At 43.3% G+C, this 15722-nt stretch carries 13 protein-coding genes; 10 read left to right on the top strand and 3 right to left on the bottom strand.

Features of this window, described 5'->3' with window-relative positions; translation table 11 throughout:
- Window positions 1–132: 132 nt before the first annotated feature.
- The 10 genes from rimP to WS34_RS06345 all read left to right on the top strand — a co-directional run bounded on the left by rimP (window position 133) and on the right by WS34_RS06345 (window position 13423).
- On the top strand, window positions 133–594 hold the full coding sequence (rimP, locus tag WS34_RS06390; RefSeq protein ID WP_046403827.1) for a ribosome assembly cofactor RimP: 462 nt from the start codon (window positions 133–135) through the stop codon (window positions 592–594).
- 55 nt (window positions 595–649) lie between these two features.
- A complete protein-coding gene (gene nusA, locus WS34_RS06385) occupies window positions 650–1888 on the top strand; it encodes a transcription termination factor NusA (protein WP_013612110.1) in 1239 nt (412 codons plus the stop codon).
- 35 nt (window positions 1889–1923) lie between these two features.
- On the top strand, window positions 1924–4764 hold the full coding sequence (gene infB, locus WS34_RS06380) for a translation initiation factor IF-2 (protein ID WP_046403826.1): 2841 nt from the start codon (window positions 1924–1926) through the stop codon (window positions 4762–4764).
- Window positions 4765–4924: 160 nt separating this feature from the next.
- Complete coding sequence (locus tag WS34_RS06375) at window positions 4925–5386, top strand: protein-disulfide reductase DsbD domain-containing protein (RefSeq protein WP_013612112.1); 462 nt, start codon at window positions 4925–4927, stop codon at window positions 5384–5386.
- Between the two features lie 88 nt (window positions 5387–5474).
- Complete coding sequence (locus WS34_RS06370; protein ID WP_046403824.1) at window positions 5475–6572, top strand: CapA family protein; 1098 nt, start codon at window positions 5475–5477, stop codon at window positions 6570–6572.
- A 103-nt stretch (window positions 6573–6675) separates the two neighbouring features.
- The gene (locus WS34_RS06365) at window positions 6676–7056 is read left to right on the top strand and encodes a methylglyoxal synthase (RefSeq protein ID WP_013612114.1); all 381 of its coding nucleotides are present in this window, start codon (window positions 6676–6678) and stop codon (window positions 7054–7056) included.
- 74 nt (window positions 7057–7130) lie between these two features.
- Window positions 7131–7604, top strand: a complete 474-nt coding sequence (locus WS34_RS06360) for a DUF6769 family protein (RefSeq protein WP_046402785.1) — start codon at window positions 7131–7133, stop codon at window positions 7602–7604.
- Window positions 7605–7865: 261 nt separating this feature from the next.
- Window positions 7866–9089 (top strand): efflux RND transporter periplasmic adaptor subunit, encoded by a 1224-nt coding sequence (locus tag WS34_RS06355; RefSeq protein WP_046403822.1) that lies wholly within the window; start codon window positions 7866–7868, stop codon window positions 9087–9089.
- Between the two features lie 12 nt (window positions 9090–9101).
- Window positions 9102–12224: an efflux RND transporter permease subunit gene (locus tag WS34_RS06350; protein ID WP_013612117.1), complete on the top strand. Its 3123-nt coding sequence runs from the start codon at window positions 9102–9104 to the stop codon at window positions 12222–12224.
- A gap of 17 nt (window positions 12225–12241) precedes the next feature.
- Window positions 12242–13423, top strand: a complete 1182-nt coding sequence (locus WS34_RS06345) for a TolC family protein (RefSeq protein WP_046403820.1) — start codon at window positions 12242–12244, stop codon at window positions 13421–13423.
- 193 nt (window positions 13424–13616) lie between these two features.
- Here the strand turns inward: WS34_RS06345 and WS34_RS06340 are convergent, their stop codons facing one another.
- The 3 genes from WS34_RS06340 to WS34_RS15470 all read right to left on the bottom strand — a co-directional run.
- On the bottom strand, window positions 13617–14249 hold the full coding sequence (locus tag WS34_RS06340; RefSeq protein WP_046403818.1) for an HAD family hydrolase: 633 nt from the start codon (window positions 14247–14249) through the stop codon (window positions 13617–13619).
- 24 nt (window positions 14250–14273) lie between these two features.
- Window positions 14274–14771, bottom strand: a complete 498-nt coding sequence (locus tag WS34_RS06335) for a PaaI family thioesterase (protein ID WP_046403816.1) — start codon at window positions 14769–14771, stop codon at window positions 14274–14276.
- 77 nt (window positions 14772–14848) lie between these two features.
- Window positions 14849–15722, bottom strand: an 874-nt coding sequence (locus tag WS34_RS15470; RefSeq protein WP_286693657.1) for a TlpA family protein disulfide reductase, incomplete at its 5' end; no start/stop codon positions are given.

Raw genomic sequence — 15722 nt, 5'->3', positions numbered from 1 at the left:
TATAAACTTTTGCCCTATTTATCCCGCGATTATTTTGTATTTTAATAATTAAGTCGTATATTTGCAGAGGTTTAAAGCCAAAGAGAGGGGACGGATGTCCCCTCTCTTTTGTATCAATCGCAAAACAAAGAGATGAAAACGGAAGAAATCAAACACCTCATAGAACCGGTTCTGACAGAACACCATTTATTTCTGGTCGAATTGAAGATTTCTAAAGACAATGTTATCGAAGTCTTTGTCGATGCTCTGGAAGGAGTCAACATACAGACTTGTATCGCCGTCAGCCGGGAGATCGAATCTTCACTCAACCGGGATGAAGAGGATTTCGAATTGACCGTATCCAGTGCCGGAATAGGTTATCCTTTCAAAGTGGAGCAACAATATCAAAAAAATCTGGGTAAAAGTGTCGAAATAAAGCTGAACGACCATACCAAACTAAATGGTATATTACTTCGTTTCACCCCGGAAGAAATTGTCATCGAACAGGAAGAGAAAAAAATCATCGAAGGAAGCAAACGGAAACAATTGGTAAAAACAGAGCGGACAATTGTCCGAAACGACATCAAAGAAATCAAAGATGTCGTGAAATTTTGAACCGGAAAAACAGATAAAATAAATAATCAATAAAAATAAAAGCTAAAAAGTCGAAATGGAAAATATTAATCTGATAGATTCATTCGCTGAATTTAAAGAATTCAAAAACATAGACCGGGCCACATTGATGAGAGTATTGGAAGATATTTTCAGAAATATGCTGTTGAAAAGATATGGTACGGATGAAAATTTTGACATCATCATCAACATCGACAAAGGTGACCTCGAAATCTGGCGGAATCGTACTGTTGTAGAAGATGACAAACTGGAAAATCCCAATAGCGAGATTACTTTAACCGAAGCGAAAAAAATCGATGAAGATTATGAACTCGGAGAAGAAGTTACGGATGAAGTAAAATTCAAAGACTTCGGCCGCCGTTCTGTATTAGCTTTACGGCAGAATCTCTCCGCCCGTATTCTGGAATTGGAGAAAGACAATGTTTACAATAAATATAAGGATAAAGTCGGACAAATCATTTTGGGTGAAGTCTATCAGGTATGGAAAAAAGAAATGCTGGTCCTGGATGACGAAGGCAATGAATTGATTTTACCCAAACAGGAACAAATCCCGACAGACTTTTTCAAAAAAGGAGATTCCATCAAAGCCGTGGTCATTCGGGTAGAAATGCGGAATTCCAATCCTTACATTATCTTATCGAGAACTTCTCCGGTATTCCTGGAAAGATTATTTGAAAACGAAGTACCTGAAATTTTCGACGGTCTGATCACGATCAAGAACGTAGTCCGGGTACCGGGAGAGAGAGCCAAAGTTGCCGTAGAATCCTACGACGACCGTATCGATCCGGTGGGTGCTTGTGTGGGTATGAAAGGTTCGAGAATACATGGTATTGTCAGAGAGTTGAGAAATGAAAATATCGATGTGATCAATTATACCAATAATTTACAACTCTACATCACTCGTGCTTTAAATCCGGCTAAGATCAAAAATATCGAAATCGACGAAGCCCATAAAAAAGCAAATGTCTACCTCGATCCGGAAGAAGTATCACTGGCTATCGGTAAAGGTGGATTGAACATCAAATTGGCCAGTCAGCTGACCGGTTACGATATCGACGTATATCGCGAACTCGATCAAGCCCAGGAAGAAGATGTCAATCTGGATGAATTCGCCGATGAAATCGAAGGTTGGGTGATCGACGAACTGAAACGTGTCGGCTGTGACACTGCCAAGAGTGTATTAGAACTCAGCGAGTCAGAACTGGAAAGCCGGACAGACCTTGAAATTGAGACCATACGTGAGGTTCTCAATATTTTAAAAGCAGAATTTGAATAATTCTGTATTAACGCTTGTAAATTTGTAATCTCAATATGGCAGTAAGATTAAGTAAAATAGCCCGAGAATTTAACGTAGGTTTATCTACTATTGTAGAGTTCCTGCACAGTAAGGGGATCAAAATATCCTCAGATCCGAATGCAAAGTTAACGGATGAAGATTATGCTTTGGTTGCAAAAGAATTTTCATCTGACAGCCAGGTAAAAAAAGAGTCCTCTCTGGTTGATCTGAAAAATACCAGAAAGAAAAAAGAGACTGTCACGATAGACAACGCTGGCAACATCTCTTCAGGAAACGAAGATACAGAAGAAGAGGAAGAGGAATTCATTTCGATTAAAGATGAAGTGAGATTCGAAAATAAAATTAAGATTGTCGATCATATCGATCTGAATCCGGAGAAAAAAACACAACCGGAACCGGTAGAAGCAAAGGTTGAACAACCGAAAAGAGAAACTCAGGAAGAAATAACCGAAAAAGTGGAAGAACCGAAAGTAACCCGGGTTGAAGTAGAAGAAACTCAGGAAGAAGAAAGAAAAGTAACACCAGAAGTGGAGCCCGAAATTTCCGTACAAATGGAAGAGTCTTCTGAATCCACTCCTTTCAAAGTAGCACAACCTGCGCTGAAAGATGTAAAAGTAGTGGGTACAATCGACCTGGACGCCATCAACCAACGTACCAGACCTCCGAAAAAAAGTAAACAGGAACGGGAACGGGATCGCCGTGAACAGAAAAAAGCCAACAAGCCTTTCGTATCGGCCGCTAAAACCGAACAGCCGGTAGCAAGCCCATCGACAGATATCGTTAATAAGGGAGAAGAGGATGCAGATATCCGTAAAAAACGGAAAAGAATTCATCGTCAGGATGAAAAAATTCAGGTGGAAGCAACTACCATTCCGGCCAAAAATGCCAAAATTGAAGAAAATAAGCGGAAACTGAAAAAGCTGAAGAAAAAGAAAAACGAAAAGACTGAAATCTCCGATGAAGATATCGACAAGCAAATCAAAGATACTTTTGCCCGCTTAGGAAGCAAAGGAAAATCACAGACTGCAAAACACCGTCGGGATAAGCGGGATGCTGCACAGCAAAAGTTACAGGCCGAACTGGAACAAGAAGAAAAGGAAAAGAGCATTCTGAAACTAACGGAATTCGTGACGGTAGCCGAATTGGCAACCATGATGAATATTAGTGTGACAGAGGTTATCTCTGCTTGTATGTCGCTCGGACTTTTTGTATCTATCAACCAACGCTTGGATGCAGAAACGATCAATATTGTTGCCGATGAATTCGGCTATTCGGTTGAATTTGTAAGCATTGAAATTCAGGAAGCCATCGACGAAGAGGAAGAAGATTCCGAAGAGAACCTGTTGCCACGTCCGCCGATTGTCACTGTTATGGGGCACGTCGACCATGGTAAAACCTCTTTATTGGATAGTATTCGTAAAACCAATGTCATCGCAGGTGAAGCCGGTGGTATTACACAGCATATCGGAGCTTACAACGTAAAATTGAGTGACGGCCGGACGATCACTTTCCTGGATACTCCGGGGCACGAAGCATTTACAGCGATGCGTGCCCGTGGTGCTCAAGTGACCGATATCGCTATCATCATCGTCGCTGCCGACGATAACGTCATGCCTCAAACCATCGAGGCGATCAACCACGCCAGTGCTGCGGGAGTACCTATTGTGTTTGCCATCAACAAAATAGATAAACCGGGAGCGAATCCGGACAAAATCCGGGAAGAACTGGCCAATATGAATTATCTGGTGGAAGAATGGGGAGGAAAATACCAATGTCAGGAAATCGCAGCTAAGAAAGGCTTAAATATCGAAGAGTTGCTGGAGAAGGTATTGTTAGAAGCCGAACTTCTGGATATGAAAGCCAATCCTCATAAGAAAGCTACCGGTTCTATCATCGAATCGTCTTTGGACAAAGGACGTGGATATGTAGCTACAGTGCTCGTACAATCCGGAACGCTTAAAGTAGGTGATATTGTGCTTGCCGGCCAGTATTTCGGACACGTCAAAGCCATGTTCAACGAACGGGGAGAAAAAATGGAGAAGGCAGGTCCTTCCGAACCGGCTTTAATATTAGGTTTGAACGGTGCTCCACAGGCAGGTGACAAATTCAATGTAATGGGGAACGAGAAAGAAGCGCGGCAACTTGCCAATAAACGGGAACAGCTCCAGCGTGAACAAGGTCTGCGTACTCAGAAACACATCACTCTGGACGAAATCGGACGCCGTATCGCTATCGGTAATTTCCAGGAATTGAATGTGATTGTTAAAGGCGACGTCGACGGTTCTATCGAAGCGTTGTCCGATTCACTGATCAAGCTGTCTACAGATGAGATCCAGGTGAACATCATTCACAAAGCTGTCGGACAGATTACAGAAGGAGATGTACTACTGGCTGCAGCCTCGAATGCAATCATCGTCGGGTTCCAGGTACGTCCGTCTATGGGCGCCCGTAAACTGGCTGAAAAAGAACAGATAGATATCCGGCTTTATTCTGTCATCTACCAGGCGATCGAAGAATTGAAATCAGCTATGGAAGGTATGCTTTCTCCGGAAATCAAAGAAGAAATCATTGCAACGGTCGAAGTTTTGGAAACCTTCAAAATCTCCAAAGTGGGTACCATCGCCGGTTGTATCGTCCGTGACGGAAAGATCACCCGTACAGCGAAAATCCGGGTTATCCGCGAAGGTATCGTTATTTACACCGGTGTTTTGGGTTCTTTGAAACGTTTTAAGGACGATGTAAAGGAAGTAACCAAAGGATTCGAATGTGGTCTGAATATCGAGAACTACAACGACATCCGGGTCGGAGACATGATCGAAGGATACCAGGAAGTGGAAGTGAAAAAAACACTTTAAATATATCGGACGAGCGACAAACGATTTCCATATTGCTTGCCGCTCTCTATTTTGTTAATCATTAATTAAGGAACATTTAACACCTGTCTAACACTGCTTATCAGGGATTATTTCTTTACTTTGTGATAGATAAAAAACAAAACAATTAATTTTTGAAAAAATGAAGAAGATATTGGTTATAATGGTACTGTTCGCAGCATTTACAACAGGACTGACAGCTCAGGTTTTAAAACCCGTAAAATGGCAAATCACCCAGAAAAAAGTGAGTGACGGAGTATATGATATCATCTGCAAAGCTACTGTAGACGGCGGATGGCATTTATACGACACGAAACTTCCCGAAGGCGGACCTCTGCCAACCACCTTCAATATGGATGAAGATGAAACCAGCGGTATCGAACTGGTAGGTGAATTCAAAGCGACAGAGAAAGCTCTGACCGAACATAGCGAAGCGTTCGATATGGATCTGAAATATTTTATCAATGCCGCTACTTTTGTTCAACGGGTCAAGGTAACCAGCGCAAAAGCTAAATTAGTGGGTTATGTAGAATATATGTCTTGCTCCGGCGGACAATGTACTCCTCCTGCAGAAGCAGATTTCAGTTTTGATTTAACAAAATAAGTACAGGATTCCGATTCCTGCTATAAAAAGAGACAAAGATCCAACCGATATTTTTGTCTCTTTTTTTCATTTTATCCGCTTATATAGTATGAAACATTTCCTGTTGGTTTTTCTGATTTCAGGATATATCCCGGCTTTAGCCCAACCCTGGTTATACCGGGATAATAGTCCGGAATTGGATAGCCTGAGCTTTTTTTTCTTCGGAGACGTCATGCAACACGAACCTCAGATCAGCGGGGCCTGGAATGCAGAGACAGCTGATTACGACTATCTGCCCTGTTTTCAGTACATCACTCCTTATTGGCAAAAAGCCGATTATGTCATCGCCAATCTGGAAACGACTTTATCCGACAGGGGGTATAGTGGTTATCCTCAATTTTGTGCTCCCTGGCAACTTGCCCGTGATTTAAAAGCATGTGGAGTCGACATCCTGACCACCAATAACAATCATTCCTGCGACAAAGGACATCGCGGTATAGCTAAAACCATATACTATCTGGATTCCCTGCAATTCCCCCATACCGGTACCTTTACCGATACAACGGCTTGGCTTACCCGTTCTCCCCTTTATATTCGCCAGGGAAAATTCAAGATTGCCCTGATCAGTTATACTTATGGGACTAACGGTATTCCGGTAACCCACGGCCAGGTCGTTTCCATGATCGATACCTTTCATATGGCCCGCCAAATCGAAAAGGCCCTTTTAGACACGGTTACCAATATCATTGCAGTCATGCACTGGGGTGAAGAGTATTTTACAGCTCCGAATGCAACTCAAAAAAAACTTTCTTCCTGGTTGCACGAACGGGGAGCCGACATCGTCATCGGTTCACACCCACACGTCATCCAACCGATAAGCTATATTCGACACGAACAGGACACACTGGGTGTTACTGTCTTCTCTTTAGGAAATTTTGTATCCAACCAAAGTAAACGATATACAAACGGAGGCTTGGGAGTTCACCTCACTCTTTACCGCCAAAACGGGAAAACCCGTTACCGGATGCAAACCCTCAGTAACTATGTCTATCGTCCACAGGAAGATGGGAAAAGACGTTATTACGTCATCCCCGAACCGGAAGCCCACCGAATCCTCGCCAGCCAGGACTCTTTGCTCTATACCCGATTTTTTCAGGATACCGATTCGATTATCGGTCATATAGCACCGAAATTCCAATTAGAATAGGTGCTCACCGAAATCGACTCCGCAAATATTTTTACCGGAAGGACTTATTTTATGTAATAAAATTTGTAATTTCGTAGAGTTAAAAAATAATAACTTTTAAATTATGAAAATTGCAGTAATTGCACATGATGGAAAAAAAGCCGAAATGGTAGCTTTCCTGAACAGACACATGGACTTTCTGAAATCCGTAGGTACAGAAATCGTAGCTACCGGAACTACAGGGAAACATGCACAGGATGCAGGTTTGGAAGTTGAACGCTTACTATCAGGGCCGTTGGGAGGTGATGCTCAGATTGCCGCATTGGTAGCTGAACACCAAATTGCGATGGTAATTTTCTTTCGGGATCCGCTGGGTAAACACCCACACGAACCGGATGTACAAATGTTAATGCGGGTATGTGACGTTCACAACGTACCTATCGCGACCAATCCAGCCAGCGCTGAAATGATGATTCGGGGATTCCTCGATATGCATCAGAAGTAAAGCCCGGACCCCGGACTTTACTAATGGAAACGTCTTTATCAATCGGCAGATAAAGCCGTTATTCAGAGAAATCTATGAAAACCTTTGCACAAACCATTCTCATCTATTATATTTGTGCAAAATATAAGATTCGGATGATCAGGAAATTTACAGCAATAACGCTTCTTTCTATGGCCAGCATAGTGATGCTTGCTTTTGTTGTATTTCCACATCATCATCACAACGAATATATCTGTTTCGCAACCGCTCACTGCCAGGATGAAGGAGAAAACGAAGAGCACAGTCATGACACAGGCAGTAGCAATCATCGGTGTGTAAAAAATCTTTTTCAAACCCAGATCAACCGGGGCCAAAATGTAGAACATCAGAGCGAAGAAGGAGCCTATCATCATTTTAGCCTCTCGTTGTTTCTTGTTTCCAATATTCTTGAATTCTTATCTTCTGAAGCAGAGCAACAATGTGATTCCGATAGTTATTATCAGGAAAAACTTCATACAGCCTGTTATATATCAGCCTTGGCTGGCCGAGCCCCTCCTTTTACAGTATAGTTTTCTAAATATCAGGGAGATACCCTTCTGATAAACCGGACAGAATTTTATCGTACCGATAAAGCTTAGTTCATAAAATTTATAAAGTCGATACCCCTGCGGGCGTTTTATTTACGGCCGCAGAACGATCGTTAGAAATGAGGTTTGGTATAATCCTCCGAAGAATACGATCCACTTTATAAACTTCAGACAGTGAAAACACAACTTTATCAGCTTTACCAATAAGAATTAACCGAATTAAATATCCATAAATAAAACGATATGAGACTATTTATTATAGCCCTAACTATTTTATCGATGTGTTTTTACGGATGTAAAAATACTCAAAAATCCTCTCATGAACACGAGACAGCCGAGGAGCATGCAGCTCATAACCACGACCATGAACACGAAAATCACGACCATGAACACGAAGGTCACAACCATGAAGAAGAGGAACATGAGAACGGCGAAGGACATAGTGATGAGATTATCTTCACAAAAGCACAGGCAGCCAAAACAGATTTTGAAGTGAAAGAAATACAGCCCGGAACCTTCCACCAGATTATCAAAACGACAGGTCAGGTGCTTCCGGCTCCCGGAGATGAATCGATCATCGTAGCCACCAACAACGGGGTTATTTCCTATGCTAACAATAACCTGGCGGAAGGAAGTATGGTAAAACAAGGACAACCTCTTTTTTACATTACTTCGAAGCACATGGGCGAAGGAGATTATTATACCCGTATCCATGCCAATTACGAAAAAGCCAAAGCCGAATACGAACGAGCTGAAAAATTAGTAAAAGATCAGATTGTTTCTCAAAAAGAATTTGAAAATGCCCGCTTAAATTATCAGAACGCCAAAACCGCTTATGAAGCTATTTCGGGTAAACAATCGGCCAAAGGTGTCGGGATCACCACTCCATTAACCGGTTATCTCAAAAACATCTCTGTCAAAGACGGCGAATATGTTACAGCAGGTCAGGCTATAGCCACTGTATCGCAAAATAAAAAACTGGTTTTACGTGCAGACGTATCTGAAAAATACTATAACTCGCTGAATTCCATCAACAATGCCAACTTTAAAACTCCTTACGATAATCGAGTATATGCTTTACCTGATTTATCCGGGAAATTACTATCTGTCGGTAAGGCAGCCGGAACAAATTCATTTTTTATCCCGGTAACCTTCGAATTCGACAACCGTGGTGATATCATTCCGGGTTCATTCGTCGAAATTTACCTGCTCTCTTATCCCATGGAGAATGTACTGAGCCTTCCGGTATCGGCCTTAACGAACGAAATGGGTAATTTTTATGTATACCGCCAACTCGATGAAGAAGGTTACCAAAAGCAAGAAATCACACTCGGAGCCAACAATGGCAAGGAAGTTCAGGTATTATCAGGCTTAACTCCGGGAGACCGAATCGTTACCCGTGGAGCTTATCAGGTGAAAATGGCTTCAGCCTCTGCTGCTATTCCGGGTCATACCCACGAACATTAAAATGGAGTAACTATGCTAAATAAAATCATACAATATTCATTACACAACCGTTTGTTGGTAATGATTGCAGCAGTAGCCCTGCTGATTTGGGGAAGCATTACAGCCCACAACATGGAAGTGGATGTTTTTCCAGACCTGAATGCTCCGACCGTAGTGGTGATGACCGAAGCTCAAGGGATGGCACCGGAAGAAGTAGAACGGCTGGTGACCTTCCCGGTGGAAACCGCTGTCAACGGAGCCACCGACGTCAGACGTGTACGTTCGTCTTCTACCACAGGTTTCTCGGTCGTATGGGTTGAATTCGAATGGGGCACGAATATTTATACAGCCCGGCAGATTGTATCGGAAAAGCTGGCAACCCTGGGAGAAGCACTTCCTGATAATGTCGGTACTCCCACCCTGGGCCCCCAATCTTCGATCCTGGGTGAAATGATGATTATCGGTCTGACTGCCGACAGTACTTCTTTACAGGATTTACGTACAATAGCCGATTGGACCATCCGACCGCGCTTACTCTCGACCGGAGGAGTTGCCCAAGTGGCCGTTATCGGAGGCGACATCAAAGAGTATCAGATATTGCTCGATCCGGCCCGTATGAAGTATTACAATATCGGATTGGACGAGGTCCTGCCGGTAGTAGAAAATATGAACCAAAATGCCACCGGAGGTATCCTTTACGAATACGGAAATGAATATATCATACAGGGAGTTATGGCAACCACCCGGGTCGAGGAAATAGGTAAAGCCGTCATTAAAACCGTCGACGATTTTCCTATCACATTGGCTGATATTGCAAACGTTCAGATCGGAGCTAAAACACCTAAATTAGGAGTTGCTTCAGAAAAAGGTAAACCGGCAGTGCTGGTTACCGTCACCAAACAACCCGGCACCAACACCCTCGAACTAACCGACAAACTGGATGCCTCTATCCAGGAACTTCGTAAAACTTTACCGGAAGACGTCGAGGTTTCGACAGACATTTTCAGGCAATCCCGTTTTATCAACAGTTCGATCCACAACATCCAGGAAGCTTTACTGGAAGGAGCTGTTTTTGTGATTGTGGTGTTGTTCTTTTTCCTGATGAATTTCCGGACCACGATCATTTCCCTCGTCGCTCTTCCTTTGTCTATGTTGATGGCAATCCTGGTGATGCATGCTTTGGGGTTGACAATCAATACTATGAGTTTAGGAGGTTTGGCTATTGCTATCGGCTCGTTGGTCGACGATGCGATTGTGGATGTGGAAAATGTATATAAACGCTTACGCGAAAACCGATTCAAACCCGCCACAGAACGACGCCCGACCATCGAAATTGTTTTCGAAGGTTCGAAAGAAGTCCGGATGCCTATCCTGAACTCTACGTTGATCATCGTGGCTTGTTTTCTTCCTTTATTTTTCCTTTCGGGCATGGAAGGCAGAATGCTGATACCGCTGGGTATTGCTTTCGTTGTCGCCCTGTTTGCTTCGACCGTCATCGCTTTGACACTGACTCCGGTATTATGTAGTTATATGCTGACTACCGAAAAAGCATTGAAAAAAAGCGAAAAGGAGCCATTTATCTCCCGCAGCTTAAAAAAGGTATACCGAAAATCGTTAAACTGGGCACTGCATTACAAAAAAATAGTGATCGGTACAGCTGCCACCCTACTGGTTTTATCGCTGATCATCCTATTCAGTTTAGGACGTAGCTTCTTGCCTCCTTTCAACGAAGGTTCGCTGACCATCAATATCAGTACCATGCCGGGTATCTCACTTGAAGAGTCGGACCGTATGGGTGGATTAGCCGAAAAGATTCTCCTGGGGATTCCGGAAATTCAAACTGTGGCACGTAAGACAGGACGTGCCGAGCTAGATGAACATGCACTGGGAGTAAATACCTCCGAAATCGAAGCACCTTTCGAGTTACAAGACCGGGACAGAGATGAATTTCTGGCTGATGTACGAAAACAATTGGGTGAACTGAAAGGAGCCAATATCGAAATCGGTCAACCGATCTCCCACCGTATCGACGCCATGCTTTCCGGAACGAAAGCCAACATTGCGATCAAACTATTCGGTAATGACCTGAATAAACTGTATAGCTTGGGAAGTGAAATCAAAAATTCTATACAAGGAATCGACGGTATTGCGGACCTGACTCTGGAACAACAGATCGAACGTCCTCAGTTACAGATTCTTCCTAAACGGGACATGTTGGCCAGGTATGGTATTACTCTACCGGAATTTTCCGAATTTATCAATGTCGCTCTGGCCGGGAAAGTAGTTTCACAAGTGAATGAAGGTGGAAAAATCTTCGACCTGACCATTAAAGTAGCCGACCATGACCGGGATAGCATGGAAGAAATCGGTGAACTCATGCTGGATGCCGATGGACGTAAAGTGCCCCTGCATTATGTAGCGGAAGTACTTCCCCTATCCGGGCCCAACACCATCAGCCGGGAGAATGTACAACGTAAGATCGTCGTTTCTGCCAATGTTGCCGGCAGGGATTTGAAAGGCGTAGTCAACGATATCCAAAAAACAGTAGACGAACAAATCTCTCTACCGGAAGGTTATCACATCGAGTATGGCGGACAGTTCGAAAGTGAAGCAGCTGCTTCCCGAACTTTATTCCTGACTTCCCTGATCTCCATCCTACTGATATTCTTGATTTTGTATCATGAATTCCGGAGTTTACCTTTATCCGGTATCATCATGTTGAATCTGCCCTTAGCCATCATCGGAGGAGTGATCAGTATCTGGTTTACCTCAGGGGTAATCAGTATCCCTTCTATCATCGGATTCATTTCCCTATTCGGTATCGCTACCCGTAACGGAATACTACTGGTATCCCACTACAATCATTTACGGGAAGAAGGTCTGAATCTGAGGGAAAGTATTATTCAAGGTTCTTTGGACCGGCTCAATCCGATTCTGATGACAGCCTTAACCTCTGCACTGGCTTTAATTCCGTTGGCTGTGGGTGGGGATCTTCCGGGAAATGAAATCCAAAGCCCTATGGCACAGGTGATATTAGGAGGATTATTAAGCTCCACTCTGCTAAACGGATTTGTAGTCCCTATCGTATATTTTCTGTTGAACCGGAAAAAAGAAGCATCAATAGTAACCCCTCAGGAGATACAAGCCGATTTATAAATTTACAATTCATCATTATGAAAAAATACATATACATCCTTTGCCTGTCTCTGATCGTCACTCTCCCTGTATTTTCCCAATCGGGAATCAAGGAAGTGCTTAAAAATATCGAGATAAACAATCCCACCTTACAAGCAGGCATGCAACTAAACCAAGCACAAAAGCTGGAAGCACGGACGGGGATTTTTTTACCCAACCCGACAGTCGAATTAAATCAATTGTGGGCCGACCGTAGTGTAGGCGGAAATGCCAACGAATTAGCCGTCGTACAGAGTTTCGACTTCCCTACGGTCTATGCCAATAAAAACAAATTGGCCAAATTGAAATCTGCAACTTCCGATCTCCAATATGCAGCCACCCGTCAGGAGATCTTACTGACAGCACAACAGACCTGCCAGGAGATCATATACTTACGCAAACAAAAACAGTTATTGGACCAACGGCTGAAAAATGCGGAAAAACTAGCAGAATTGTATCGTCAACGTTTTGCGAATGGTGATGCCAACCGATTAGAATACAACAAAATTCAATTAGAAAAGATTAATGCCAATAATGCCAGCCGACTCAATAACTCGGCTTTGCGGGCTCAATTGGAGAAATTACAGGCACTGAACGGTGGCCACCCCCTCGATTTCGAAGCAACGGACTACCCACAGACTCAGGTTCTACCGGACTATTCCAGTCTGGAATCGGAGTATCTGGCCGCTGATCCCACATTAAAAAGTCTACGCAGCGAATCCGAATCCGCCCGACGGGAGATCAAAGTAAACCGGGCCCTGACTTTACCTAAATTCGATCTGGGTTACCGTCGTAACGGGGGTAGTGAATCAAAGATGAACGGTTTCAAAATCGGCCTTTCGATTCCGCTTTGGGAAAATAGAAACACGGTTAAACAAGCAAAAGCACAAGCCGAATATACGGTTACCAATATCTTAGCCAATCAACAGACCCTGAAAGCTACCCTCCGGGAACTATACCTGCAAGCCGAAGCTTTGGCAAACTCCCGGAATGAATATGCAGAGGCTCTTTCCAGCCAACGGACCGACGAATTACTCAATAAGGCTCTCGAAACCGGGCAGATATCCATGATCGATTATTTTGTAGAGATCACTCTGCTTTACGATAGTATGCAAAACTATTTGGATGTAGAAAAAGAATATCAGAATGCAGTGGCCCAACTATTACAATATCAATTGTAATAAGTTTTAAAGTCCCCCAACCTGCCGGCGCGTTTTTACAACCACTAGTGCTGCTGTAAAAACGCGCCGGCAGAGTTCAAAAAACTTTAGGAAGCAATTACTCCAGATTTTAATAATTACAGGGGGCACAAAAGTTGCAAGAAATTCAGCATCAAGGCAATTACCGCTATACGGCTATCCCCCTAATAACTCATCAAACACAGGTCAGCAATTCCCTCATCTGATGAATGACAGGAGCTTTTTTCTGCAGGCGTTCTTCATTGTTATGCCCTCCTGCAAATAAGATACAATCGAACCCCAAAGCGTCGGCCACCTCGGCATCGTGAATAGTATCTCCAACCATCAGGGTGTCTTCGGGTACAATCGGACAAGTCTGTAACATTTGCTGTCCCCGTTCGATCTTGCCGGCCGCATAAATATCATTCGCCCCACAAGCGCGGTCAAAACGGGAATCGATCTGAAAATGCCGGAGCATCTGTTGCAACAAATCTTCCCGAAGAGCAGACAGGACATACTGTTTTACACCGGTTTGCTGTATGCCTGCCAGCACCTCTCTTACTCCTTCGTTCAATCCCACTTCGCCGGCATATTTATCATAGGTCTCGACAAAATCGACAGACAGTTCATGAAAAGATTCTTTCTCCATATCGAATCCGACCCGATCATAAAAGTCTATGACCGGAAAACCGAATTTTTCTTTATAATCTTCTACAGAAAGCAATGGCAAACCTCTTCTCCCGAGCATATCGTTCAACGTATTCACACCGACTTTCACATCATTCAATAAAGTACCGTTCCAATCCCACACGACATTTTTATACTTCATAAATTTATCTTTAATCCCTATTATTTATTCCTCTTCTTCTACAGGCTTATAAAAAGCTTCCGCTCCAAGCCAATCCAATTTTTTCCGCGCCACTTCTTCCGGGTAAATCATATACACCACATCAGCCTCGGTCGCCAACTCATTTTTTTCATTGAAAAGCTCCACGTGAGCGGTCACCAACCGTCTTGCCACTTCGGTCACCTTGGCTCTCAACCAAATTTCTCCCTGATCTGTCCGGACAGGCCGTCGGTATTTCACCTGCATTTCTGTTGTCACACCAGCTGTTTTTTCATGAGAAAAGATTGCCCAACTGGCAATCTCATCGATCAGTGTCGCCTGTATCCCTCCATGCAAAACATGAAAAAAGCCCTGATAATTCTCCGAGGGCACCCAATGGCAGGTGATATATTCACCTTCATCCACAAACTTACATTTCAGTCCATACGGATTTGTCGGCGAACAACCGAAACAATTGTATCCCTCCAAATCCGCATAGGCATTATACATTTTCCGTTTTTCCATTTTACGTTCCGATTATCGAACCGTAAAATTAACGCATTTTTCTAAGAATTATTATTTATCTTATATTTTTCAGGTATCTAATCAAACAATCCGGCACAAAAATCTTTCAATTTCTCTCCTCGCAAATTCTTTGCAATAATCTTTCCATCCGGATCCAAAACCCAAATAGCCGGTATTCCGACAATCCCATACAATGCATACACCTGTTTTCTATTATTTCCCGACAAGATACCTTGATTCCAAACCATCCCGTCTTGTTCTATCGCCTGTATCCAAGCCTGTTCGTTCTTATCCGAAGAAACAGAAAAAACATCCAATCCCCGATCATGATACCGATCATATAATTCCTTCACATGTTTTGTCTCGGCACGACACGGCATGCACCAAGAAGCCCAAAAATCCAAAATCACATATTTTCCCCGCAAATCGGCTAAAGAGAGAGAATCCCCATTCAACGTAATCGCAGTAAATAATGGCGCCACCGCTCCGGGAGCCACCCGCCTTAACACATCGGCCCGATTCTTCATGTCTAAATAATAACGATGATCCGACAACGACGGATCGAATTTCCTCAACAAAGCATCGATCTCATCGCTCCCCATAGCCAAAAACCTTTTCCAAAAAACATATAAAGCTGCTAAGGAATTCCCATCGCCAATCAATTTTTCCTGACACCGGAACATCTTTTCCCCAGACTCTTTCAAAATTCTTTTCTGTTCGGCAACTCTCTGCTCTTCCTCCAAAACCTGTATACCCGGGCCGAACATTTCTTTATCACGCTGTTGCATAATTTCCTCTTCCATCTTCCGATACCTCCACCATTCATCATTTCCTCTCGTACCCGAAGCTCTCGAAAAGAAAATAGAATCCGCATGCCCTTCAACCCGCACCGTGCCTTTCTCTGCAAAAACAATAGCCCGTCCGGGAAGATCTCCGAACTGCAATTCATAC

The sequence above is a fragment of the Odoribacter sp. N15.MGS-14 genome (assembly GCF_000980245.1).
In the GTDB taxonomy this organism is placed as follows: domain Bacteria; phylum Bacteroidota; class Bacteroidia; order Bacteroidales; family Marinifilaceae; genus Odoribacter; species Odoribacter splanchnicus.
The sequence above is the reverse complement of the archived record's forward strand: the minus strand, read 5'-3'. Positions and strand labels throughout refer to the sequence as shown.